This is a genomic window from Psychrobacter immobilis, assembly GCF_904846285.1.
Classification (GTDB): Bacteria; Pseudomonadota; Gammaproteobacteria; order Pseudomonadales; family Moraxellaceae; genus Psychrobacter; species Psychrobacter immobilis_D.
In genome coordinates, this window is sequence record NZ_CAJHAD010000009.1 from 89,244 (window position 1) to 115,298 (window position 26,055).

General features: G+C 43.6%; 21 protein-coding genes. 11 read left to right on the forward strand and 10 right to left on the reverse strand.

Going from position 1 to position 26,055, the window contains the following annotated elements:
• Positions 1-25: 25 nt before the first annotated feature.
• The 3 genes from ylqF to JMX13_RS07435 form a co-directional block, all read right to left on the reverse strand.
• The gene (ylqF, locus tag JMX13_RS07425; protein WP_201611656.1) at positions 26-982 is read right to left on the reverse strand and encodes a ribosome biogenesis GTPase YlqF; all 957 of its coding nucleotides are present in this window, start codon (positions 980-982) and stop codon (positions 26-28) included.
• Between the two features lie 160 nt (positions 983-1,142).
• Positions 1,143-4,229: a DUF2339 domain-containing protein gene (locus JMX13_RS07430; RefSeq protein WP_201611658.1), complete on the reverse strand. Its 3,087-nt coding sequence runs from the start codon at positions 4,227-4,229 to the stop codon at positions 1,143-1,145.
• A 180-nt stretch (positions 4,230-4,409) separates the two neighbouring features.
• Positions 4,410-5,150 (reverse strand): dienelactone hydrolase family protein, encoded by a 741-nt coding sequence (locus JMX13_RS07435; RefSeq protein ID WP_201611660.1) that lies wholly within the window; start codon positions 5,148-5,150, stop codon positions 4,410-4,412.
• 355 nt (positions 5,151-5,505) lie between these two features.
• On the opposite strand from JMX13_RS07435, the gene JMX13_RS07440 reads away from it, so the two are divergent.
• On the forward strand, positions 5,506-5,988 hold the full coding sequence (locus JMX13_RS07440) for a YcgN family cysteine cluster protein (RefSeq protein ID WP_227686245.1): 483 nt from the start codon (positions 5,506-5,508) through the stop codon (positions 5,986-5,988).
• Here JMX13_RS07440 and JMX13_RS07445 read toward each other — a convergent pair.
• Entirely contained in the window at positions 5,978-7,276 is a 1,299-nt protein-coding gene (locus JMX13_RS07445) for a DUF4105 domain-containing protein (protein WP_201611664.1), read from the reverse strand. The genes JMX13_RS07440 and JMX13_RS07445 overlap by 11 nt on opposite strands.
• 278 nt (positions 7,277-7,554) lie before the next feature.
• On the opposite strand from JMX13_RS07445, the gene JMX13_RS07450 reads away from it, so the two are divergent.
• The 5 genes from JMX13_RS07450 (at position 7,555) to JMX13_RS07470 (ending at position 15,017) form a co-directional block, all read left to right on the forward strand.
• Positions 7,555-8,454: a transporter associated domain-containing protein gene (locus JMX13_RS07450; protein ID WP_201611672.1), complete on the forward strand. Its 900-nt coding sequence runs from the start codon at positions 7,555-7,557 to the stop codon at positions 8,452-8,454.
• 256 nt (positions 8,455-8,710) lie between these two features.
• Positions 8,711-10,288 (forward strand): apolipoprotein N-acyltransferase, encoded by a 1,578-nt coding sequence (gene lnt / locus JMX13_RS07455; RefSeq protein WP_201611674.1) that lies wholly within the window; start codon positions 8,711-8,713, stop codon positions 10,286-10,288.
• 156 nt (positions 10,289-10,444) lie between these two features.
• Positions 10,445-10,867: a hypothetical protein gene (locus tag JMX13_RS07460; RefSeq protein ID WP_201611676.1), complete on the forward strand. Its 423-nt coding sequence runs from the start codon at positions 10,445-10,447 to the stop codon at positions 10,865-10,867.
• Between the two features lie 314 nt (positions 10,868-11,181).
• A complete protein-coding gene (locus tag JMX13_RS07465) occupies positions 11,182-12,738 on the forward strand; it encodes a peptide MFS transporter (protein ID WP_201611678.1) in 1,557 nt (518 codons plus the stop codon).
• Between the two features lie 443 nt (positions 12,739-13,181).
• Positions 13,182-15,017 carry an aminopeptidase P family protein gene (locus JMX13_RS07470; RefSeq protein ID WP_201611680.1) on the forward strand — a complete coding sequence of 612 codons (1,836 nt, stop codon included), beginning with the start codon at positions 13,182-13,184 and terminating at the stop codon, positions 15,015-15,017.
• A 76-nt stretch (positions 15,018-15,093) separates the two neighbouring features.
• On the opposite strand, the gene JMX13_RS07475 is transcribed toward JMX13_RS07470, so the two are convergent.
• The 3 genes from JMX13_RS07475 to JMX13_RS07485 form a co-directional block, all read right to left on the reverse strand.
• Complete coding sequence (locus JMX13_RS07475; RefSeq protein ID WP_201611681.1) at positions 15,094-15,993, reverse strand: hypothetical protein; 900 nt, start codon at positions 15,991-15,993, stop codon at positions 15,094-15,096.
• A gap of 132 nt (positions 15,994-16,125) precedes the next feature.
• The gene (fabF, locus tag JMX13_RS07480; protein WP_201611691.1) at positions 16,126-17,532 is read right to left on the reverse strand and encodes a beta-ketoacyl-ACP synthase II; all 1,407 of its coding nucleotides are present in this window, start codon (positions 17,530-17,532) and stop codon (positions 16,126-16,128) included.
• Between the two features lie 106 nt (positions 17,533-17,638).
• Complete coding sequence (locus JMX13_RS07485) at positions 17,639-19,033, reverse strand: anhydro-N-acetylmuramic acid kinase (protein WP_201611695.1); 1,395 nt, start codon at positions 19,031-19,033, stop codon at positions 17,639-17,641.
• Between the two features lie 119 nt (positions 19,034-19,152).
• Here JMX13_RS07485 and tyrS point away from each other — a divergent pair, with 119 nt between their 5' ends.
• The 3 genes from tyrS to JMX13_RS07500 are packed head-to-tail and all read left to right on the forward strand — an operon-like array spanning position 19,153 to position 21,272.
• A complete protein-coding gene (gene tyrS / locus JMX13_RS07490; RefSeq protein ID WP_201611696.1) occupies positions 19,153-20,364 on the forward strand; it encodes a tyrosine--tRNA ligase in 1,212 nt (403 codons plus the stop codon).
• 59 nt (positions 20,365-20,423) lie between these two features.
• Positions 20,424-21,002, forward strand: coding sequence for a GNAT family N-acetyltransferase (locus JMX13_RS07495; RefSeq protein ID WP_201611697.1), 579 nt, complete (start codon positions 20,424-20,426; stop codon positions 21,000-21,002).
• A 33-nt stretch (positions 21,003-21,035) separates the two neighbouring features.
• A complete protein-coding gene (locus JMX13_RS07500) occupies positions 21,036-21,272 on the forward strand; it encodes a DUF1653 domain-containing protein (protein WP_201611699.1) in 237 nt (78 codons plus the stop codon).
• Positions 21,273-21,349: 77 nt separating this feature from the next.
• On the opposite strand, the gene JMX13_RS07505 is transcribed toward JMX13_RS07500, so the two are convergent.
• Positions 21,350-22,306: an alpha/beta fold hydrolase gene (locus tag JMX13_RS07505; RefSeq protein ID WP_201611701.1), complete on the reverse strand. Its 957-nt coding sequence runs from the start codon at positions 22,304-22,306 to the stop codon at positions 21,350-21,352.
• 195 nt (positions 22,307-22,501) lie between these two features.
• Between JMX13_RS07505 and JMX13_RS07510 the strand changes: the two genes are divergently transcribed.
• Positions 22,502-23,158, forward strand: a complete 657-nt coding sequence (locus tag JMX13_RS07510) for a hypothetical protein (protein WP_201611703.1) — start codon at positions 22,502-22,504, stop codon at positions 23,156-23,158.
• 24 nt (positions 23,159-23,182) lie between these two features.
• Here JMX13_RS07510 and JMX13_RS07515 read toward each other — a convergent pair whose 3' ends face one another.
• Positions 23,183-23,935, reverse strand: coding sequence for an SDR family NAD(P)-dependent oxidoreductase (locus JMX13_RS07515; protein ID WP_201611712.1), 753 nt, complete (start codon positions 23,933-23,935; stop codon positions 23,183-23,185).
• Between the two features lie 80 nt (positions 23,936-24,015).
• Complete coding sequence (gene upp, locus JMX13_RS07520) at positions 24,016-24,663, reverse strand: uracil phosphoribosyltransferase (RefSeq protein ID WP_201611715.1); 648 nt, start codon at positions 24,661-24,663, stop codon at positions 24,016-24,018.
• 313 nt (positions 24,664-24,976) lie between these two features.
• Here upp and JMX13_RS07525 point away from each other — a divergent pair, with 313 nt between their 5' ends.
• On the forward strand, positions 24,977-25,633 hold the full coding sequence (locus JMX13_RS07525) for a DNA glycosylase (RefSeq protein ID WP_201611735.1): 657 nt from the start codon (positions 24,977-24,979) through the stop codon (positions 25,631-25,633).
• Positions 25,634-26,055: the final 422 nt, after the last annotated feature.

A 26,055-nucleotide genomic window follows, 5' to 3' on the forward strand; every position in this document is an offset into this window, starting at 1 on the left:
TTAGACTTGATAATGAGCCAGTTTTCTACTTCCGATTCTTCCGCGTTTTCAAACGACGCAAGCGTTTCTCTTCTTCTTTAGCGATTCTTTTCTCTTCTGCAGCAATACGTTGCTCAGCGACGACAAGCTCTTCAGCTTCGGTCATTGCTGGCGTTTCTAACGTAATGCGCCCAATTTTAGCGCTACGTAATTCATTCACGAGAATCTCAGACATGCGGTAAGTATCGACTTTATTGCCTGCGCGCACGCAGCCGCGATTACGTCCCGCCACTTCAAAAAACTCCCAATCTGTCTTAGGTAATTCTTCAATTTTATAGCGGGTTTTTAGCAGCTCAGGATAGGCTTGCATTAGGTACTCAGCGGTATAACTGGCCACATCGGCGAAGTCAAAAGCCGTATCCCGAATACCGCCAGTCGCTGCTAGACGATATCCAGAGTTTTCGTTTTCAACCTTTGGCCATAGCATACCAGGGGTGTCATAGAGCATGATGTCATCGTCAAGTTTAATCAGCTGCTGCGACTTGGTTACAGCGGGCTCGTCACCGGTTCTTGCCACCGCGCGTCCAGCCAAGGTATTAATCAGAGTCGATTTACCGACGTTTGGAATACCCATTATCATGGCTTTGATTTGGCGACCCGTGCCGACTTTATTGGGCACGAGGTGTTTACAGATTGCGATGATACGCTTGACGTCATCGGCTTTATTATTGTCGCAAGCGATGGCTTTAACGCCATCTTGTTGCTCAAGATATTCCATCCACGCTTTGGTCAATTCAGGATCGGCGAGGTCAGCTTTATTTAAAATTTTGATGACCGGTTTTTCGCCGCGTAATGCCGCAACCATGGGGTTTTCGCTACTATAAGGAATACGCGCGTCAATCACTTCAATGACGACGTCCATTTGCGGCATGATTTCTTTGATTTCGTTACGGGCTTTGTTCATATGCCCAGGGAACCACTGAATACTTGCTCTCTTATCCATCTGCTTTTATAACCTTTTATAAAAAATGCTAAAAGTAAGACGATCGTCATTTACTTTTTAATGGCGTCCAGTTTACTACATAAGCAAAGTAATGACGCTAAAAAGTAATGATGCTAAAAGTGCTCACGTTAACATTTCATTTAATGCTCAGAGCATACTATCATTTAGATACGTCTGCTAAGTCCTCGCGCGCTGGCGGTAATGGTGCTAAATAACCAATGACTAAGATTAAGCTACCCGCGCCAAGGAAGGAAATTACTCGCCAAATTGCCTCGGTTTGCGATAAATCAACCAAGACCAATTTTAAAACCACAATACCCAATAAGCCAATACCCATAAACCATAGCGTACGCTGCCCATAGCGGCTAGCAATAATAGTGGCGACCAAGGCAATGAGCGTCCATAAGATAGTTAGTCCCGTCTGTACTTGCTCGCTATTCCAAGCGCCTCCTGTAACGTCGTATAAACCGCCAGTCCATAGCGGCGTGCCAATAAATGCATGTAATGTTCTGACTAACATACTAGAGCCTATCCAAAGGCCAATCAGCGCTAAGACAATTAATAGCATATCGTTTTTAGGAATGGCACTTAATAGGTTTCTCGATTGCATCCCATGTGTCTGACGGAGCAAATAAACGCCCAAGCCGTAAAATACCACCAACCATAACGTCACATCATATAAGTTAAATAAGGGAAAATAGGGCAGTCCCCAAATCACGCCATCGTAAGTGAAGTTGGTAAAAATAGCCCAGCCTAAAGTCATAGGTACAAAGATTTTGGCACTGTCTAACAGTGCTTGATGCCAATCAAACCAATAAGGCGCAAGCGCTGAAGTTGCTGCTGTTGATTGCGTATCTGGTTGCATGTGTGATTGCTTATCATTGTATTGAGCCACGGCATGACGCTGCGTCCACCATAATCCAGCCAGCATAAAGGTAACCGGAACTAAAATAGTCATCACACCTTTTGAATCAGGCAAGACATAATGCATAGCTTCTGCCAATAGGATAATTCCAGCCACAAGCCAGCTCGCGCTATCGTAGTCTTTCAATTCAGCTTCTTTATGCCATGTTTTTAACCACCACTGCCCAACCACCAACCAGCCTATGAGTAGCGTGATAAATATCGGCCAATGAAAGGTTGTCCATTGATAATCAAGCTCATATCTTTGTGGCAGCTGAAATATCAGCATCGCATAAAATAGTAGCAATAACCCATGGCTAAACTGCCTAATTTCACGCCACGAATGATAGTGATTAATTGCCTGATAAATAATTATGCTGGTTAACGTGGCTAATCCTAGCAGTGCCGTTGTTGCCAATCGCCAGCTTACAAACCATTGGTCAAAATCGATGACCAATACATACAGCAACCAACCCATCGCGGTAAAGGTCAAAAAGCGACTCAAAACCGGACTGCGCCACATCAGGTTAAACGCCATGCTTTGGCTATTAATACTGGTAAGCCATTGCTGAGCGGCTTGGCTACTAATACCTAGCGATTGAGCGACGGTTATTGTTGAGTCAGACATTGAAGCTGCAGTTGTATTTTGCTGTGTAGGAAGGTTTAGACTGTTATCTAAAGTGGTAGGCGAGTTGCTGGCGCGTAAGATAAACATCGTTGCTAGATAGCTGAGCGCCGAAATCGTCAAGGCCAACGTTGGATAATCTTTGATAGTAAAGAACACATTTATCAGCAGCATGGCGATACTAAGTAGCTGTAATAACAACCCAAATAGTACTGACCATGCACGTAGTGAGCGCCGTCCAAACCATACCAAGGCCAGTCCTTGTACTGACCAGCCAAAAGCAATCCATTCAGCATCGAGTGCCAGTGGAATCACCAAGGCTAAAAAGCCAAAACCTAACGCTAGCATACCCTCAGTGATTAAGGCATAACGCTGACTACGCTGCACAAACACCCAGCCAATGCTCAAATAAATCACCGCTAAAACAGCACTGGTAAAGGTCAAAGCATTAGAAATACCTTCTAATAGTACTGAAAATAAACCAAAGGCCAATATCGGTACTGAAAACAATAAACCGGTATCAATAGGAAATATATAGAGGTTGTTTGCTCTGTGAGCCTTATCTACGGTATTTATGTTATGTACACTGTCTGCGCAAGTAAAACCTTCTTCATTAAGGGCGTTATAAGTGATGAGTTGTTGCGCATAGCGGATGACCACAAATAAATACAGCAATACGTGCAGCGCGACCAGTAATACAAATGACCAACGCTGCGCCTCAATAACAGCGCTTAAATTTTCCGTTGTACCCCAATAATAGGCAAGTCCAAAGGTGACCATCACACCGAGCAGATTGAGCATTTTCCAAGTACGGTAATGGGCGATGATAGCAATGGTGACGTTTAATAATAGATAGTAGCTAAACAAAGTCACTAAATTACCGATATCACTACTGGTCAATATCGGCGCAAAGAAACCGCCAGATAATGCCAGTAGTGCCAACGGCAACGCATTTTGGCGTACGGCTAAGCCAATAGTGATGGCTGATAATATGCCAAGTCCCATAAAGCTGGGCACGCTCGCCAACACTTGATAAACGCTATAGGCAAAAAAGGTCGTTAAATAAGCAATCGCTAAACCTGCCCCTTGCAGAGTGATGCCATAAGCAAAACGGTTTTTGGCTAGTTTTAATCCTAACGCCGCGAGCCCTAAGCCAATGATGCCGATGCTCATAAGCTTCAAGGCAATCGGAATTTCAATATAGTCGCTTAACAAGCGTAGTAATAACACCACCCCGACGAGCAATACTAAGACTCCGACACGTACTACCAAGTTGCCGCCAAAAAACCAGTTTTTAACAGAGTGAATTAATGAGGTAACGATAGGGGTGGAGCGTTCATCAGGCTCCATCGCTGAGGTAGAGATTTGTGGTTTTGATAATACTGATTCTGCTAGTTTTGGCAGTTCTGGAGGAGGTGTTGGTTGTGATTGCAGCTTCTCTGTAGGTTCAGAAATAATAACAGCGGATGGAGCCAATTCTACCGTTGATGGCGCTGCTAATTCAGAACGGCTCTCTTGAGTAGCATTTATGTACGCAGAATGAGAAAGTGATGCTATATTCACGCTATCTTTATGCTGCTCAAGCTCAGCTTGCAGCTCTTTCATGTCATGGCGCAGCTGCTCAATTTGCCCAGTTATTTTCACATATAGCATGACAACGATAATTAATAAAATGGTAAAAGCCAGCCAACCCAACGGGTTTATTAATAGATGTAGCATCCTCGTCACTCAATTCACTCAATAGTAAAGTGATAATGACGCTATTTGCTAATAAGCACAAGATTAGTCGTTGTAGTTATTGTATATGGCGACAAAAAAGGGTCACCTCCTGAGAGAGCGACCCTTATTTTTTCATGTTGTCTTTATTTATAATAACCTTAATTTACAACAACTTTAAAATTATCGACCGAGATTGGTTTTCATAAACTTAAGCATATTTTCCCAGCTTTGCTTGGCAGCGGCTTCGTTATAGCCAAGGTCGACATCATTTTTGGCAGCGCGTTCATCGGCATGTGGATTGGTAAAACCATGCTTGGCGTTGTCATAGACATCGATAGTGTAGTCGACATCGGCAGCGTCTAACTCTGACTTTAGACCTTCTATCGCCTCCATTGAGACCATGGAATCATCACGACCGTGCGCGACTAATACTTTGGCTTTGAAGTTATTGTCCGCGGGCTGTTTTGGCGATGGGTTGCCATGGAAAGTAGCGACTGCTTTTAATGGCATACCTTCGCGTGCCATATCAAGGACAACTTTGCCACCGAAGCAAAAGCCAATAGCGCCTAGATTATCGCCATCAACCGCCATCTGGTCGCTAAAGTCGTTAAGAATCAATCGGCAGCGTGCCATCAGCATGTCTTGATCGGCAAGTACTTGCTCCATCCACATATTGGCTTGAGCGGCATCGGTGGTCAGTTTGCCTTCACCGTAGACGTCCATCGCCACGGCGGCATAGCCTGCTCCTGCCAAGCGCTCAACCACCGATTTTGGATGCTCGACCACGCCCCACCATTCTGGTGCGACCAAAATCCCTGCTACTGGCTTATCATCTGAGGCAGATTCTGGTAGCGCCACATAGCTGATAAGTTGGACGTTATTTTCAGTGGTACTGATTAATTCAAAGGTCTTAATTGACATATTATTGTCCTTTTTTATGTTATGAGTGTTGTTTTATTAATATCAATAATGCGTATGTTTGCTCAATCCTTTTGCTTACTCGTACTACCTTAACGCCCAAGTTGACCAAAAACAGCTATAATACTGTAACGCTCTTTATCAAAATGTCTCTTTATAAAAAATCGACTATAACGCTATGACTATCAACTTGTTAAATCAATCTGCTGCCAATTTAAACGCTGATTCTGTTCTGCCGCTGAAACCTTCTGCAGATGCTGTTCTAGATTCAGGGTCAAAACCAATCGTCAGCCTCTTTCCTGCTAGCAATACTAGCAGTGACAATAACAATGACAATTGTAATGAATCGACTGAAACATTGCGTCCACAGTTTTGGTCACGCTTTACGCTGTCAGAATTAAACCATAGCGAATGGGAAGCATTGTGTGATGGTTGCGGCAGTTGCTGCCTCATTAAATACATCGATGATGAGAACGTCAGCGATGATAATAATCATGAAGTAGAAATGGTCGAATATACCGATGTGACTTGCCAGCTGATGGATTGTGCGACGGGTTATTGCAGACATTACGCCACGCGCCAAGAACACGTGCCCGATTGTATTCAGCTGACCATGGAGAATTTGCCGCAGATGATGTGGCTACCATCGCACTGTGCCTATAAGCGCTTATATAAAGGTCAAAATTTGCCAAGTTGGCATTTGTTATTGACTGGTAATGCGGTGGCAACGCAGCAACAAATGCGCGCTGCCAATGTCGGCGTAGCAGGGCGCTGTGTTTCTGAGATTGGTATGTCTGATGAAGAGATGGAAACGCGCGTGGTGAATTGGGTTAATCCTTAGCATCAGCCGCCAATTTAGCACTTGCTTCAGCACCCGCTTGCGAATCAGCCAGTGGCGGTATAGGAATATCTTGCCGAATCTGCTCAGAGAATTTACGGCTGTTTGTAGCGCTATTTCCTGCTTGATTATCAAAGCCGCGAACCTTGGCGTTGATATGGGTGCGCTCGTACCACGTGTCCATTGACCAAGGCTGAGCGTCTTTGTGAGGATTGGCGTCGAGCATGCCAACATCGTACAAATAGTTTGGCAACCAGCCCGATACCCAAATTCGATAATCCCACGGCAAACGGTCGCCACTGACAATACGTGCCATATAAAAAATAATATTGGTACAGTTGCTCATCAAGGTATTATACCAAGCTGGCTTGGCATTCAGTTCATCGGCGGCAGTTAAGTAAGACTCAAATAGCGATTTGACCTCGTGCTGTTGTAGGTTGCTGACCGGAAACAGATAAACTTGCTCGCCGCGGGCATTAGTACGCGTGTAGATAATATCGCGCTCTTCTGCGGCAATTAGGCTTAACTCAAAACGTCTAAAAAATCCTGCCAGTGCCGAAAACGATTCGCCATTCTCTTTACGAATCTCAAACGAGAAGGCAAGCGGTCTATCATCTTCAAAGCGGAAACTGACCAAAGTATGCGCAATTAATGGCCCCATCCAATAAGAGTTGGTGACATCGACGCCAGACAGCTTTGACATATCAATGGTGCGCGTGTCCCAATGTGCAGTTGCTTCCTTATCCGTATGCCAATCGAAATTACGTACATTGCTGAAAGTAACCAAATCAGGATTATTGGCATCACGACTATAAGTGACTCTCTCGCTGACCTCTGGCATCCAGTCACGATCTTGCTCGGGCTCGATAGACATAAACCAGCCAAGACCGACAAACCAAATAGCCGCGTATAAACCCATTAGCCATTTGCTTGCTGCTTTTCTGCTTGTGTTTTGGCTGGTTTGGGCATTAGTGATTGATTGACTAGTCGATTGCTGATTATTCAAACGTTTAGCAGTTTTTGGCCAATAGCGGCTATCAAGCAGGGTTACTAATACGCCAACAATGACGATAGTTGCCAGCCACGTGATGATCGAGCGCATCCCAAACTGATACCAAAGCGCCATTAACAGCCAAATGGCAGATAGCAGCAAAGTAGTAACGATTAAAAACTGCGCAAGGTAATAGCGCCAAGTCCGCTTTTGCTGGCGACCATGAGCTGCACCATGCTCTGAGCGATTACTATTTGAGAGCGGCGTGAGCATGCGAGAAAAAAAGGCACGTAGCGACATAGATTTAACTTTGAGGTATAAAGGCTTTGACCATAGCAAAGTTTATAACACACTGACAATACAATTTGAGTGAATTTGTCGTTGAATGTCAGCAAGCCTTGCGATAGAGTGAAACTTATTAAGCTGGTCTATTTATATTTATTATTTAATCATCTAATGATAAACGGCCGGTTTTATTTATTACTTTAATCCCCATCTACATTTTTTATGATTTTACATAATATTCACTATTCCTATTAACTAATTACTATTAACTAAAGAGGTTAAATCACATCACCATGTCTGACGACACTCCCAGCCCGAGTAGTTGGTCGATGCGCGGCTTAAAACGCTGGCTATCGACCGCCCCCGAAACCCGTGATGAACTGATTCGTTTGGTACAGGACTCGCGTCAATTCTTAGAGCCTGATACCGTCGATATGCTAGAAGGCGTCCTTGATCTGCCTGCGACCCAAGTTCGTGAAATCATGACCCCACGCCCGCAAGTTATTGGGCTGCATGAAAGTACTGGTCTTGCTGAAGTGATGGACATCATCCTTGAGACCACGCACTCGCGCTATCCGGTATTCGATAGCCAAGATGATGACGCGGTTATCGGTATCTTATTGGCGAAAGATTTGATTCCTATCCTTGTGCATATGGTGCGCAACCAAGAAGACAAAATCGATAGCAAACGCCTCAGAGACCTTGTGCGTCAGCCACTCTATATCAGTGAGACGGCGCGCTCTGATACCTTGCTACGTTCCTTGCAGCGCACCCAAGTGCATATGGCAATTGTCGTCGATGAGTTTGGTAACTTTGGCGGTGTGGTGACCATGGAAGATTTGCTCGAGGAAATCGTTGGTGATATCGTTGATGAGCATGATGACTTCGATGAAGACAGTGATATCAATAATATCGTCGCCGACCCCGAAAAGCCAAATACTTGGCGCGTGCAAGCGTCGACAGTGATTGAAGACTGTAACGATGAGCTTGGCAGTCACTTTGACGATACCGATGTCGATACCATGGGTGGTTTGGTTATGCACGCACTTGGCTACGTGGGTGATTTAGAAGGTGAAAGCGTGGTGATTGATGATTGGCAAATTACTATTACCGATGTCGAAGGACGCTTTATTCAAAATTTAGAGCTCACCAAAGTCAATCCTGACCAGCAAATATTAATAGGCAGTCATTAATTTATCATTGATTAGCACTTAAACATAAAAAAACACGATCTAATCGTGTTTTTTTTGCTTTTAAAAATGCTTTTGTGCAACGCAAATTTACCTATTAAGTGATTTAGACTGGTATCATGAGCAGGTTTAATTTTTGAGCGCTGTATTGAGCAATTCATGCCTGGCTGTCAATTAAGCGCTAACTGAATAAATCAAAGTTAATATCTAAGTTTTATAAGCTTTAAATGACTGAATAATAAGGTTTTGGATAACTGCTATGCGTCTGTCTACTGTTGATTTGCAAAAACGTCTAAACCCTGATAAGCCAAAGGGCTTACCTATGGTGCTGACTATATTAATTGCGTTGCTGGCAGGCGCAGTATTTATCTTTGCCCTTGCGCCTTACGGCTTTTGGCCTGTGGCTTTGATATCGCCTGCTATTTTGTATGCGCTATTGATGCCTGATATGACTGGCAAGCGAGCTTTTCTTATCGGTCAGGCTTATGGCACCGGACTTTGGTGTGTCGGAGCGTTTTGGCTCTATACCTCTATTCATGTTTATGGCGATACCCCAGTATGGCTGGCGCTGATTATGATTGCGCTGATGGGCTTGGGTATGGGATTATTCCATGGCTTTTTGGCGTTAATTTTCAATCGGGTCGTTGGTAAGCAGCCGTTATCATTTGCCGCGCTTTGGGTACTACAAGAATGGATGAAAACTTGGTTGTTTACGGGTTTTCCGTGGTTATTTGTCGGTTATGCGTTTACTGAGCAATATTGGCTATCGTCATTAGCGCCCGTTGCTGGCGTGTTTGCGGTTTCTTTTGTTGCGATATTACTGGCGGCAAGTTTGGTTGAACTGCTGCGTCGCCGCGGTGGTTATATGATTCCTACCATCGTGATGTTGGTTGTCAGCTGCGCATTATGGTTGATAAATCCACAATGGACGAAACCAAAAGGCACACCTGATTTATCGGTGTCATTAATCCAAGGCAATATTCCGCAGGATTTAAAATGGTTAACCGAATATCAGGTAGAAACGCTAAAAATTTATGCGACTTTGAGCAGTACCGAATGGGGCAGCGATATTATCTTTTGGCCAGAATCTTCCATTCCCATGTTTCAAGATGAAGCGGTAGGCTTTATCAATGAGATGGTAAAGATGGCCAAAGAAACCGATACCACTTGGGTGACTGGCATCCCTTATAAGGATGAAGCGGCTTTTGATGCCAAGAACGACAAATACCCACCGTTTTATAATAGTGTGATTGCTTTAGGTGCCGATGCAGAGGGCATGTATAAAAAGCAGCGTTTAGTACCCTTTGGTGAATATATTCCTTTTGAAGGAATGCTAGATATTTTGCCAAACCTTGCCGGTAGCCAAGATATCATGAGTTATAGCCGCGGCAGTGACAATCAATCGCCGCTACGTGTACGCGGTCATAACTTGGGCGCGGCAGTGTGCTATGAGGTTGCGTATCCTGATACCACCCGCAAAAACGCCATTAATACCGACTTTTTGTTGACCATCTCAAACGATGCATGGTTTGGTAGCTCGGCAGGTCCGCTACAGCATCTGCAAATGGTACAAATGCGCGCGCTTGAGAATGGTCGCTGGTTTATGCGCGCCACCAACACCGGTGTCACCGCTATTATTGACCACAAAGGTCGTATCGTGAAGCGCGCGCCGCAGTTTGAGCGCACGGTATTACGCGGTAATGTGCAGGCGCGGGTTGGTAATACGCCGTTTATGCGCGTTGGTAATTATCCTGTTTTAATCATTATTGCGCTTCTGCTATTATTAAGCTATCTTGGCAAGCGTGCGAGCCCGCGTAAACGCTTAGAGCGCGATTAGCAGCTTATCAAAGCAGGCAGTATAGAGTCAGTTAAAGAGTTGATTTAAATTTTTTCGCTAATAAACCCTTTAAATAGTTAAGGGTTTTCACAAATCGACATAAATTGCGATATAATAGGTCAATATTTTAAATATTTTGTGCAAGGTGGATAAGGTATGTCAGAACATATTGTCGAAAACAACCCTAAAAGAGAGTTCTTGTTTGCTTTAGGCGGTGTAGGGTTATTTTTAGGTATCGTCTTATTGATTGGTATTTCTGGCTTCTTACGTCCAGCGGGTGAGCATATCACTGCTGAGACGACTGAAGCAGCGGCCGCCGCTGAAACCGACGCGACTAATGAAAAGGCTGATACAGCCGAAACAGCTGCCGCGCCAGTCGCAGAGACGGATGCCGCAGCGACCGCTACGCCAGCTGACGGTACGGTGGTTGCCGCTGAATCTGGTACGGCAACTGCTGAAGGTACAGTCAATCAAGCAGCAGTCGCTGATGATGCTGACTTAACCGCTACGCCAGCCGATGCTGATTTGGACGCCGGTAAGACTGGAGAAATAACGCATACTTGGAAGGCTGAAGAGTAAGCTTTTTACTTAAGTATTTTGTTATTAAGATGAAATATCTATATAAACGATAAACATAGTTAGATACCCATAATTAAGTACAACTGTTATGACGATACTTTATTCTAAGAGTTAAAACACTCTAGAAGCTAAAAATAAAAACCTGCGCTTGGTTAACTGAGCGCAGGTTTTTTTGTAGGTATTTGTGTAATTATTGAATAACTTTTTCTTTACTTGATTATAACCAAGTGAAACAATAATGCGCCTATGTGACCGCTTATCTAAATAATTGGGAGTTTGGTCGTCATTACAGTGGTCTTTAAAGGAATAAAGTTATGAGCACAGACTCACAATCGAACGCTAGTGCTGCTGAATTAGAAGCATTAGATAATGGCTTTATGGGGCATCCTAAACCCTTAAGCTCGTTGTTTTTCACAGAGATGTGGGAGCGTTTTTCTTATTATAGTATTCGTCCATTATTAGTACTCTTTATGGTGGCGACAGTTGGCAGTGGTGGTTTTGGTTTCGATGAAGCAACGGCTTCTGCCATCTACGGTATTTTTGCCGGTTCATTATATTTGGCGGCAGTACCGGGCGGCTGGCTCGCTGACAACTGGCTTGGTCAGGAGCGCGCGCTGTGGTGGGGCAGTATCATTATTGCGCTTGGACATTTATGCATTGCGTTGTCAGCTATGTTTGGCATGGTGCTATTCTTTGTCGGTTTGATGTTTATCGTCATTGGTTCAGGATTGTTTAAGACCTGTATTACAGTCATGGTTGGGGCGTTATATCCCGAAACGGACAATCGCCGTGACGCAGGATTTACTTTGTTTTATATGGGCATCAATATAGGCGCGCTATTGGCAGCGCTGATTGTTGGGGTATTTAGAGAAAAAGGCATGTGGCATGCAGGCTTTGGTGTCGGTGGTCTTGGTATGCTGGCTTCCTTACTGATTTACCGTTTTTCAGCCAGAAAGACATTAAATCGTTATGCGCGTGCCAAAAACATCACCGCTGATTGGGAGCATGCAAATGACCGCTTCCAAAATATAGGGCGTTGGGTACTAGGTTTTGTTGCTGTATTAGTTGTATTGATTGTGCTCATTAGCACCGGTTTGATGCCATTTAATCCGATATTGGTCGCGGAGTATATGACCTATACCATCGCAGCTGTGGTACTGCTATATTTTGCGGTGATGTTTATGTCATCACGGTTGAGCTCCTCTGATAAAAAACGCCTATTGGTTTGTTTATTATTGATTATTGGTTCGACCTTGTTTTGGTCAAGTTTTGATCAGCAGCCAACCTCTTTTAACTTATTTGCTGATCGTTATACGGATTTAGAAGTCATGGGTTTTCATATCCCAAGTATCTGGTTTCAGTCGCTCAATCCGTTATTTATCTTATTATTAGCGCCTATTATCAGTATTTTGTGGGTGAAGCTTGGTGCTAAAGGTCTTGAGCCTAATAGCATGGTAAAATTTGCGCTTGGTATGTTATTAGCCGCTGCAGGTTTTGGGCTGATGATTATGGCATCAAAAAGTATTTTGGTCGCTCCCGGTGCTTTAGCATCGCCACTGTGGTTGGTTGGCAGTTTGTTTTTACTGACGCTAGGTGAGCTGGCATTAAGCCCTGTTGGCATGTCATCAATGACGCGCTTGGCACCTGAGGGTATGCAAGGTCAAATCATGGGGCTGTTTTTTGCTTCTATTGCCATGGGTAACTTGGTCGCCGCCTTTTTTGGTAGCCATGTTACCGCTGATAAAATCGAAGGCTTGCCAGATTTATTCTCTATTATGACCATGTTCTTGGTAGTGACCGCGCTGATTTTATTAGCATTGTCAAAACCGATGAGCAATATGATTAAAAACAGTAGTAATATCAGGATGTAGGTAAGAGGCTAATATAAGCACAAGAGTATTAGCACTATTTATAGCAGTCGCTTGATAAGTGATAAAATAAAAGAAGCTACTAAACAGTAGCTTCTTTTATTTTGAGTCATCCGTCGTTTTAACCATTCGTTCATGATTCGTTCACAATTCTTTGACGATTAAATGGGTATTGCTGTTAAAGGTATTTATAAGTTGGTTATCATCCCCATATCGTTATATGCGCTATGTTGTATCTGTAGCAAACTTAATAAGCACCCGCTCAATTAACCGCTAATAATCAGCTGATGATGTCAGTTTATAATAACAATATATTGAGAACGTATCGATTATGCGGCACTGTAGTGAGATGAGTCTTTCCTACTTACGCAGCGTTTTATGTAGCGTTTCATACAGTATTGTGCTCGTGCTTTTATACTAAATTTTTATATAAAATAAGGGACGTTATGTCTACTCAAGAAGTAACTTCGAAAATTGAAATTCAACAGCGTATTACCAGCTTGCGTGATGCTATTGCGGCGCAAGACCTAACGGCGATTATCGTGCCGTCAGCAGATCCGCATTTATCTGAGTACTTGCCTGAATATTGGCAAGCACGCTTATGGTTATCAGGGTTTACAGGTTCGGTCGGTACGCTGGTTGTTACCGCTGATTTTGCTGGACTGTGGACGGACAGCCGCTATTGGGTACACGCCGCGCATCAGCTAGAAGGCACGGGTATTACTTTAGAGAAACTTGCTCCCGGTCAGCCAAATCACATTGATTGGCTCGCTGCGCACTTGGCGGAGGGCGATAGTGTGGCAGTAGATGGTAATGTGCTGTCTATCGCTGAGCAAGATAGATTGCTTGATGCTTTTGATGCCAACGAAATTACTTTGATCACTGAGCGTGATGTATTGACAGACATATGGAGCGACCGTCCAGCACTGCCATCAGCACAACTATACCAACACGATGCGCAATTTGTTGCGCAATCTGCGACTTCGAAACTTGCTGCTGTGCGTTCAGGTATGGCGGATGCAGGCTCGACCCATCATTTACTTTCAAGTTTAGATGATATTGCTTGGTTGACCAATTTACGCGGCGCTGATGTTGATTATAACCCTGTGTTTTTAGCGCATATGCTGATTGATGCGAATAAAGCGACCTTGTTTATTGATAATAATAAAGTCAGCTCTGATATTGAAAAAGCTCTAAAAGATAGCGGTATTACCCTTGCTGATTATGAAGCAGTGCAAGAGGCATTGGGTACATTAACGCCAGAAGACTTATTGTTGCTAGACCCAAGCAAAGTGGCAGTAGGTACGCTATCCCAAATGGGCGACGGTATAGGCTTTATCGAACAGATGGCGCCGAGTACTTTGCTTAAATCAGTGAAATCTGACGCTGATATTGACCATGTACGTGAAGCGATGCGTCAAGATGGCGCGGCATTATGTGAGTTTTTTGCCACATTTGAGCAGCGTCTAGCAGCAGGTGAGTGTTTAAGCGAGCTGGATGTTGATAGTATGTTGATTGAGGTGCGCAGTCAGCAGCCACATTATGTGTCACCGAGCTTTCCAACTATCGCAGGCTTTAATGAAAACGGTGCGCTGCCACATTACCGTGCAACACCTGAGAAATTTAGCTACCTTGATGTCGCTGAGGGCGAGGGTGGATTGTTACTGATTGACTCAGGCGCTCAATATCAAAACGGCACCACGGATATCACCCGTGTGGTCGGTATTGGAAAAGTCAGCAATGAGCACAAACGCGATTTCACCACCGTGCTTAAAGCACATATTGCTCTAGCAAAAGCGCATTTCCCTGATGGTATCGCTTCACCTTTGATTGACGCGATATGCCGTGCGCCATTATGGCAAGCGCAGATGGATTATGGTCATGGTACCGGTCATGGCGTTGGTTATTTCTTGAACGTCCATGAAGGCCCACAAGTCATTGCGTATAGTGCCAGCACGCCAAAAGAGCGGGCGATGAAGGAAGGCATGATATCCAGCAATGAGCCGGGTCTATACCGCGAAGGCAAATGGGGTATCCGTATTGAAAACTTGATGGTTAATATGCCAGTGGGCAATCCTACTGAGATTGAATTTGGTAAATTCTTAAACTTTGAAACCATCACTTATTGCCCAATTGATACCCGTTTGATTGAGCCGTCATTGTTAAGTCAGATAGAGATTGATTGGCTGAATGACTATCATAGTAAAGTCCATGCTGAGCTAAAAGACCGTGTTGATGGTGCCGCGCTTGAATGGTTAACCGAGCGTACACAAGCGATATAAAAACCGCTAATTTTTAAGCAAGCGTAAAAAAGCCCCGTCAATCATTAACGGGGCTTTTGCTATTTAGAAAGTTGTTTTAACCTTTTTGATCCTCACTTTTAATGAGCGTTTTATCTTGCTCACCTAACTGTTGAGTCATCTCAGCACGCAGCCAAGATTTTAGGTTTTCAGACATCAGCATCATCTGATCGCTTAGATAATCGTCAATCTGCATTTCAAGCTCACGAATCAGCTCTTTATGAGTGACATTTAATTTTACATCTTTCACAGCTAAGCTAATTGCTGCACTGGCTTTATTATTGATGGCGTTAATGCTGCTGTCGTTTTTAATAAGACTATCATTTTTTATGGTGTTGTCATTTTTAAAGCTATCGTTATCAATCGCATTGGCATGCTCATTAATGGTTTTGCTAGCAACAGCATTTTTCTCAGTATCAGTTTTATCATTGACAATATTATTTAGCTTACTGCCTGCTTCTATTTTATTAGCATCAGATGCCTCAGGCTTGATAGCTGCCTCTGATTGATTCTGTTTAGCAGCCAAAGGTATGTTGTTTGCTACTTCTTTTTGAGCGTTTTCAGCTTCTTTACGCTTACTCTCTTTTTCTAGAGTTTCTTCTTTTAACCTGCTTTCTTCTTTAAGTGCAGCTTCTTTTAACTTAGCCGCTTCTGATTCCTTTATTTTTTGTTCTTCTTCTACACGCTGTTTTTCGGCAGCCGCTTGCTCTTGAGCTTTTTTATCGGCAATGGCTTTGGCAATCGCTTGTTCGGCTTCATGGTTTTCATAAAGATTATCAAGATGGGCGTCTAAGTCATGAGTGCTAAAAACAAAAGTTTCAAATGGCGTGTCATGCTGCAGTAGGGTGGTGATATCTGTGAGCTCTTGAATGATAGAGGCGCGTATAGGGTCTGGCGCACACGTCCAGCGCTGATAAAACTGAGGGGAAAATGAGTAGCTTGACATGGTATCGTCCATAAATGTTGCAAAAATTACCCCTTATCATACGCAAATACGATAAGGGGCTGCAAGTGGTCAAACGTAGTAAATCTGACACCAAAGTTACAACGGCTAAATGCAAGCTTTTTGGCGCTGTTTTTGGTATTCCTTTTAGCTTTGGTTTTGCACAGGCCAACGGGCAAATATCAGCGAGCCGTTAGTACCACCAAAGCCGAAGCTATTAGAAACTGCATACTGTAGATTCTTAACTTTGCGCGATTGATTGGCAACATAATCGAGATTACAGTTGTCTTCGACGTTGTCTAAATTAATGGTCGGCGGTACATGCTGATGTTGCAACGCAAGCACGGTAAAGATGGCCTCGATACCACCAGCGGCACCTAATAAATGGCCGGTCATAGATTTGGTTGAGCTGACCAGAATACTGTCTTTAACGGGCGCAAAAACGGTTTCAATGGCAATGGATTCAGCAACATCGCCAGCAGGGGTACTGGTGCCATGGGCGTTAACGTATCCAACAGCAGCAGGCTCAATACCGGCATCGTTTAAGGCATTGCGCATCGCTTGTGCTGCACCGCTACCATCTTCTGGTGGCGCAGTAATGTGGCTTGCATCATCACTCATACCAAAGCCAACAAGTTCAGCTAGTATCGTCGCACCGCGCGCTTTGGCATGAGCAAGGCTTTCAAGTACGACGACACCCGCGCCATCACCAAGTACAAAACCATCACGCTCTTTATCAAAAGGACGCGAGGCTTTAGTTGGCTCGTCATTACGAGTTGAGAGGGCGTGCATCGCCCCAAAACCCGATATACCAAGTGGGCTTGAGCCTTTTTCACTGCCACCAGCCAGCATCACATCGGCATCGCCGTAAGCAATCAAACGCGCTGCAAGACCGATAGCATGGGTCGCGGTAGTACAAGCAGTCGAGGTCGCAAGGTTTGGGCCTTTCAAAGTATGCTTAATGGCAACCAAACCTGCTGCCATATTGACGATAGAGCCAGGAATGATAAAAGGCGACACTTTCAGCGCGCCTTTTTCACGCAGGGTATCACGGCTGTTTTCAATGGTTTGGATACCACCGATACCTGAGCCTATAATCACACCAAAACGCTCTTGATCGACGCCGTGTACAGGCGCATCAGCCGCGCTTACTTCATCGATGTATCCCGCATCTTTTAATGCCATTGCAGAGGCCGCAACCGCATAATGCATAAATTCATCATAGCGGCGCGCATCTTTGGCATTCATGTATTGCTTGGCATCGAAATCCTTGACCACGCCAGCTATCTGTGCACGATAGTCAGTCGCATCAAAATGCGTTATTTTAGCAATACCACTTTCACCATTGAGCAATTTTTTCCACGTGCTTTCGACATCAAGGCCAAGTGGCGTGATAGCACCCATACCGGTAATCACCACGCGCACCTCATCAGAGCGCTCGTAGTGCGGTGGCTTCTGTCTTTTTTCGCGTTTTGGCTTGTGTACCTGTGTGTCGGAATTATTTGTCGCTTGCTCGGTAACTGAGTCGGTCGGTAAACTGCTGTGCTGGCTCATGCGCTATATCCTGTACTTACGGTCCTAAGAGGATGTTATTTCAGGAGCCATTATAAAACACATTAGTGCACGTATGTAAACTAAAATTTAAACAATTAATCAGTCGTTAAGCAAAACAGACCTGACCTAAAACCACGCCTTTATTTGCGCCAGTCACGGCTGGCAAGTTACCGGTTTCGCCCATTAGCGTTTGCCGTGCCAGCCACGCAAAGGCGACTGCTTCTACCCAAGCAGGATTCAGTCCTAAGCTGGCAGTGGTTTCTACCGTGCAATGAGGCAGATGCGCTTGCAAGCGGGTCATTAAATAGTCATTCAATGCACCGCCACCGCAGACATAAACCGAGCTATTTTCTTTTGCATTAATAAACATATTAATTTGCATACTGGCACTCATCGCCGTCAATTCAGTAAGCGTGGCCTGTACATCGGCTGACGAATAGCGGATATGGGCAGACGCTTGGTCAAACCTTTGCAGCTCACTCTGTAGCCATGCTAAGTTAAAGTCTTCACGCCCTGTGCTTTTAGGATACGTTCGAGCAAAAAACGGATGCTCTATCAGCTGGTTAAGTAGCGACTCAACTACTTGTCCTGACTGCGCCCACGTGCCACCCGCATCATAATCTTTATCAGTATGCAATGCTGTCCACGCATCCAACAATAAATTGGCAGGGCCGGTATCATAACCAATAACTGAGCTATTATTAACAGGCGTATCATTAACAGAACTGTCATTGGCTGGCAAGACGGTGATATTGGCAATACCGCCCAAGTTTAATAACACTCGTGTGCTATCAGGCGTGGCAAATAAGGCCTGATGAAAGGCAGGAACCAAGGGCGCCCCTTGACCACCGACGGCCATATCGCGGCGGCGAAAATCACTGACAACACTAATGCCAGTACGCTCAGCAATGATATTGGCATCGACCAATTGTAAGCTAAAACCCATTTGCGGACGATGACGCACCGTTTGCCCGTGACAGCCAATCGCCAGTACCGACTCTACATCGGTATTGGACTGCTGCAATAAATTATTGACCACCTCGCTGGCAAACTCAGCGTATGCTTTACTAGCCCAACCGAACCAGTCTAATTCGCTGTTTGGTTCACCCACTGTTGGTGTTAATTCTTGAACACCATTGGGCTGACATAAAGCCAATAACACTTCACGCAGGCGCGGCGGGAAGTCTTGACTAAGCGTTGCTAACAGTCGCAGCGGTTGCTGAGTATTTGTCTCAGCCCTACTATCATTACTAAATTGACAAAGCACGGCATCCATACCATCTAGGCTGGTACCAGACATCATTCCGATATATAAGCCATCATCGAAGTTTTCAAACACCGTTTGCTCAAGTGCATCAGTCAAGGTTGCGTAATTTAAGTCGTCAATATGCGCTAAGCTATTCTCTAGAGCGTTATCTAAAATGTTGTCTAAACCATTATCAAGATTTATAGTTGAATTGGTATTATCATTAGTGTCAGCAATCGATGCAGGGTTGGTCATGGCAATTTACCTTAAAAAACGCTAGTATATCTGTCAAATTCTAACATCTTTTACTGGCTACGAGATTCTAAATAGCCCAAACGCTTTATCCTTTTAATAAAGACCATAAAGAGAGCATCATGACCACTCAAACCTACACCCTAGAAGAACAACTTGCCTTGATTCAGCGCGGCACGCAAGAAATCCTATCTGAAGACGATTTGATTAAGAAGCTTAAACTCAATCGCCCGCTACGTATCAAAGCAGGTTTTGACCCTACTGCCCCTGACCTGCATTTAGGTCATACGGTGCTGATTAATAAGCTTAAGCATTTTCAAGATTTGGGTCATGAGATTTATTTTCTAATCGGTGATTACACCGCCAAGATTGGCGACCCTTCTGGTAAAAACTCCACGCGTCCGCCATTGACCGATGAGCAAATCAAAGCCAATGCTCAAACGTATGCTGAGCAAGTTTTTAAGATTTTGGATAAAGAAAAAACTAAGATTGTCTTTAACTCTGAATGGTTTAAAGACATGTCAGCGGGCGATATGATTCAGCTTTCTAGCCAATTGACCGTCTCGCGTATGCTTGAGCGCGATGATTTCTCTAAACGCTACGCGGCGCAAACCCCAATTGCCATCCATGAGTTTTTATACCCATTGGTGCAAGGTTATGACTCTATCGCGCTAAAAGCAGACGTTGAGCTTGGCGGTACTGACCAAACCTTTAATATTTTGATGGGACGTACCCTGCAAGGTCGTTATGGTCAAGAGCCACAAGTTTGTATTACGGTGCCAATTTTAGAAGGACTAGACGGCGTTAATAAAATGTCGAAGTCACTCGGTAACTATGTCGGTATTTATGATGCGCCGGGTACCATGTACCAAAAACTGCTATCTATGCCAGATACCTTAATCCGTCGCTACTTTGAGTTTTTAAGCTTTAAGCCGATGGAAGAAGTTGAAGCGTTAATGGCAGAGATGGAAAACGGTCGCAATCCACAAGAAATCAAACGTATTCTTGCTGAAGAACTAATCGAGCGTTTCCATGATGCTGACGCTGCGGCTAATGCACACAAGTCAGCGGGTAACGTGCTTGCCGATGGCGAATTGCCAGTTGATTTACCAGAAGTGACGTTAGATTTGGAAGGGCAGGACGCATTATTTATCACGCAGATATTAAATCAAGCAGAGCTTGCCAAAAACAGCTCATCGGCTAAAGATATGATTAAACGCGGCGCGGTAAAAGTAGATGGCGAAGTCGTCGATGCGGGCTTTAGCTTAACCTCTGGTCAGACTGTCGTTATCCAAGCTGGTAAAAAGGCGTATGCGAAAGTCACGGTTGCTTAGTTAAGAGATTGAGCTATGTAACGAGAGTTGTAAGTTCATTATGGCTTAAGGAGAGATAGATGTTAGACCTTCCTACGTTATCAAGTAACGGCATTATTCTTAAGCCATTGATGTTAACTCATGCCAATGATTTAGCCCAAGCTTGCCAAGACGGTGAGCTATGGAAAATAAACGAGACTTCGGTACCAGAGCCAGATAAGGTCATTGACTATATCAATACCGCAGATTCAATGCCTGACAGACAAGCATTTGTCGTTATTGATGAATCAAATGGTAAAGCGATTGGTACAACGAGTTTTCATGATATTTTACCAACTAGCAAACGCTTAGAGATTGGATATACTTGGTATGCTAAATCGTATTGGCGAACGCATGTCAATACGACTTGTAAGCTTATGCTACTCACTTATATATTTGAAACTTTAGAGTATCAGACAGTAGGTTGGCGCACGGATATTGGGAACTACCGCTCACAACAAGCGATTAAACGTTTAGGTGCTAAGAGAGATGGCGTGATTCGAGGTAATCGAGTACGCCGTGATGGTGTTATTTCGGATACAGTGATGTATAGTTTAATAAAATCCGAGTGGCTACCCGTAAAATTAGCGCTGACGAAAAAGTTTAATGAGGCTCACTAAGTTTTTATAATCATTGATACAAGTAATAAAATTATGACTCAACAACTTCAAAGTATCCCCCAAGGCATCTACCGCCATTATAAAGGCAGCCTTTATCAAGTCTTGCACGTAGCGAACCACTCTGAAACCGAAGAAGAGTTAGTTGTTTACCGCTGTCTGTATGGTGAATATGACGTATGGGTGCGACCATTAGCCATGTTTACTGAAAGCATTGAAGTAAATGGTAAAGAAGTACCACGTTTTGAGTTAATTAAAGCGTTAGCTGATTGATGTTTCAAAAACTTTAAAGCTCTTTGCTCAAATAAAAAGCGACCCGTTAAGGTCGCTTTTTTTATATGAATCAACAATTAACCCTGTAAAAATCCTTTTAACACTCTATAGAATCCAATTGGCTCATCCATTGGTATCGCATGACCTGAGCGCGGTAACACAACCTCAGTTGCATTGGGTAGCATCTGGGTGATTTTTTGCTGCCACTTAGCATCGTAGAGTTTGGAGCGACCACCGATGAGATTGACCACTGGAATAGTGACCCGATCTAGCGCGCCACGAAAGTCATAGGGCAGTGTCAAATAAGCTTGCAAACAGCGCATTTTATGATGCCAGATACTGTGATCATAAAGCGCAAGTTTGGGATCGTTTTTATAGGTCATTACTTGTATAAATGCTTTTGAGCGCGTGCGATTGACGGATAACAGAGAAAATAGCCGTTCAACATCCGTAGCACGGCGTTTAAGAGCAAAAGGCAGATGGGTAAAGCTTTCGACGTCAGCATAAGGCAACGTTCTATCAATCACCTCATGAAAGATATCGAATACTTCTTGCTGGCGCGTGCCAAACAAGCCACCTTGCCAGTCAGACTGATTATGAATAGCAGGGCTTTGGTCAATATTCAAATAGCGGCTGACTTTTGCGCTGCCATAACGCTCAAAATAAGCCCACATTACTTGTGCGCCCATCGAGATAGCGGCAACTGGCACAGATTCTATATTACTTTCAAAGCAAACTTGTTCAATTACGACATTGATATCATCGGCATATTGCCTTACAAAATCAAATTGGGTCAGCTTGATATCTTTTGCCGCCCCAAATCCTCGTAGATGCGGCAGGTAAAATGCATATTTGCCAACCAAGGGCAAAATAAATGATAAAAACTCACGTGCATCCATCCCATAAGCATGCAGTAATATTACAGGTTTGCCGCTGCCTATGACTGACACTGGTAGCAATGTATCGTCAGTCAAAGCGATATGAATCGTTTGCACTTTATAGTTAGCAGATAAGTTAACTAAATTTGTTTTCATAAGGCGATAACCTCTTTTTATTAACCCATTTGCCAAAGGCTGTTATATTAAAGCGGCAAATATACCCTAGCATACAATCTGAGCAACTATTCGATAGCAAATAAATTAATAAGGAATGCATGTGATATGAAGTGTATATAATAGATACTATATGCTTTGAGGAGGATGCTCAATGATTAATAAGGATGTTAGCGTATGGGCAAGTTAACTTTAGCATTGCTTGATAGCAGCCTATATCCACAAAGCTGGCAACAGCAAAAATTTGCTAATCCGCAGGCGCTATTGCTAGCCATGCTCACGGAAGATACCACAGCAGATGCCGATGCCTTCACAAAGCAATTAATAGCAAATGACATTTATCAGGACTGGATTAATAGCAGTGTATTTGGACGTTACTTACAGCGTAATTTTACGGCGTTCTCTCAGCAAACAGAAGACAGTTTTAACGCAGATATGCCTTCGCTATTTCGTCAAGAGTTAATGCGTCATGCGCAGTATTTACCGCCAGAGCAAGTCTTGTTTTTTGCAGGAAATTTAGTAAAAAGTGTGCGCCAGACAAAGGTGTTAATCACAACGCTCAACCCTGCCACCGTTATCATTGATGCTCAGAAGTTAAGTGCTAAATCTATTATGAATAATCCAACCATGATTATCAATCAGGTAGTGATTAGAGGTAAGCAAGTCTTAGGATTTCCGATACGCCACAATAAACGTACCAGCGAGCGCTTGCGTAATGAGGTGCTAATTTTAGACTTTCAGGATTTGCGCTTGGTCAATGAGATGAATGTCATAACCAAAAAAAGAAGCAATATAGGTGAGACTATATTGCTTCGGTCTTATGAATTACGTTAATTGGCTAAAGGATCGGCTAAACCTTTAAGAGTCTTGCTTGGCAATCGTTAGACCATTATAAGTTTGAGCAACTGGCATGACTTCTAAACGATTGACGTTAATATGGGCAGGCGACTCGATCAGCCATAATAAGATATCGCCAATATCATCGCCGGTCATGGTTTTAAAGCCATCATAAACCTTGGCGGCTTTATCATCATCGCCATGATAGCGCACGTTTGAAAACTCAGTACCCGCGACATTACCTGGTTCAAGGTTGGTCACGCGTACTTGCGTACCGATTAAGTCCGCTCGCAGATTGAGGCTAAACTGTTTGACAAAAGCTTTGGTCGCACCATAGACGTTACCACCGAAGTAAGGCCAACTGCCGGCAATCGAGCCGACATTAATGATATAACCGCTATCGCGTGCGACCATCGCTGGCAAGATCGCATGGGTCACCGCCATTAGACCTTTAATATTGGTATCGGTCATACGCATCCAGTCCTCAAGGTTGGCATTTTGCGCGGGCTCTGTACCTAACGCCAGCCCCGCATTATTCACCAAGACATCAATTTGACTAAAGTCAGCAGGCAAATCAGCAATGATTTGCGGGATAGCAGCCGTGTCACTCACATCCATAACCACAGGTAAAAATGCCTTGCCCAAAGTGTCTGCCAAAGCATTAAGCTTATCAAGGCGTCTGGCACAGCCAATCACGCGATGACCATTGGCAACCAAACGTTCGGCCAACGCTTTACCGAAACCTGCGCTTGCTCCTGTAATCAATACATTCATCTTATATCCTTATCATTGATGTCTTGTGCTTAGGTCATAGTTTTTATGACGACGACTTATCTTGGTTTATTTATTTTTTCTTACTTGTTAAATAGTTGCTTACCAAAGATTTTATCACCCGCATCGCCCAAACCTGGGATGATATAGCCGTGCTCATCCAAATGGCTGTCTAGTGCGGCGGTATAAATGGTCACGTCAGGATGTGCTTCATTGACCACACGCACGCCTTCAGGTGCGGCAACCAATACCAATGCTTTAATATTGGTACAGCCGTTTTTCTTTAGCATTTCAATAGTTGCAACCATTGAGCCACCAGTGGCTAGCATTGGGTCAACAATAAGGGCTGGGCGTTTGTCCATGTGGCTGACAAACTTTTCAAAGAAGGGTACCGGTTGCAAGGTTTCTTCATCGCGTTGCAAACCGACGACAGATATTTTTGCTGTAGGAATCAAATCGAGCACCCCGTCCAACATGCCAATACCCGCACGTAAAATAGGTACAATCGTTGCCGTCTTACCGATGATTTGCTCACCAGTGATTTCACCGCACCAGCCTTCCATTGGGAAGGTTTCGATTTCAAAATCGCGGCTTGCTTCATATGCCATCAAGCGTGCAAGTTCTTTGGTCAATGTACGAAACTTATAGGTGCTACAGTCTTTTTCACGCATGAGGCTGAGTTTATGACGGACTAACGGGTGATCGATGACGGTGATTTTTAAGTCGCTCATAAGGTCTCTCTTAGTTTTTGGTCTGATGCTTGCGCAGTTAATGCGGTTGCCATTAGTATAAAAGATACAAACACTTACTGCACTTCAACCCTATATCTAGCCCATAAATAGTAAGCTAAATGCTTCAATAATAAAGTAAGCCAAATGCATTTATAACAAGATTGGTTTTATTTAAGCCGACTATGTTTGACTATAATCGCGCCTTAATAAATGAAGTAGTGTTTAGGCTTGCTATGATAGCAAAAAAACCGCTTTTCTGATGAAGAATCTTATGACTACACAACCATCCAACCTGCCTGATAATACTTATGAAATGGATAACAATTCGATATTGTCTGAAGTCCGCGCCGCAGAAGTAGAAACTCATCCGTTCGGTCCAGTGTTACCACCCGATGCCACCGTAATGATGATGGGCACATTTCCACCGACCGCTGATAAATGGGCAATGCGCTTTCATTATCCTAACTTTTATAATGATATGTGGCGTATCTATGGTAGTGTTTTTTTTGATGACGTGGATTATTTTAGAGTAGGGGATGAGAAGCGCTTTGATCCTGAACGTATTCGCGCCTTTATGTTTGAGCGCGGTATTGCTTCTTGTCCAACGGTTAATCAGGCTATTCGTGAAACAGGCAATGCCTCAGATAAAAACCTAACTGTCGTCACGCCAGTTGACCTAGATAATATCTTGCCACAAGTGCCAAAGGTTCAAACATTATTTACCACGGGCGGTAAAGCCACCGAGGTGCTACTAAATTTATTAGCCGAGCCGCCTGCCAAGTCTAAGTATCCTAAAACCAATCAAAGTATGGACTATCCTTACCAATGGCAAAGTAACCAGAGTCAAAAAGCGGATGTTAATAATTTAACCTTATATAGGTTACCTTCGACCTCACGCGCATACCCTTTAGCGTTAGATAAGAAGATTGCTGCTTATAAAGACTTCTTCAAAAAGATAGGTAAACTATAAGAGCGTCGTATATAAAAAATGCTATATATAGGAAACTGTTATATAGAGGAGATAAGCAGTTTTAAGCAAAAAAGGCTATTTATGATAAAGGTAAAACTATTTTTAATCTTAACTGACTGATAAATAGAGGGTATTAATCGTAAAGTCAGATGACTGCTAAAATAGTGGATAAACCCCCTTGACCCCCTACTAAAACCGCGTATAATGCGTCCCAGTCGTAAGGGAAGGCGGATTGGAAGTGGTTCACCATTGATTATTAATAGCTCAGCTACTAAGTAATCATCCAACCCAAACAAATCATTTTAGATTGAAATTAAAATAATTTACTTCTTGACTAAATAAAATAAGCGTCTATAATACGCACCTCATTAAGACAAACGGAATGACTTATATGTGAATTTACATATAACAAACCTGACTAA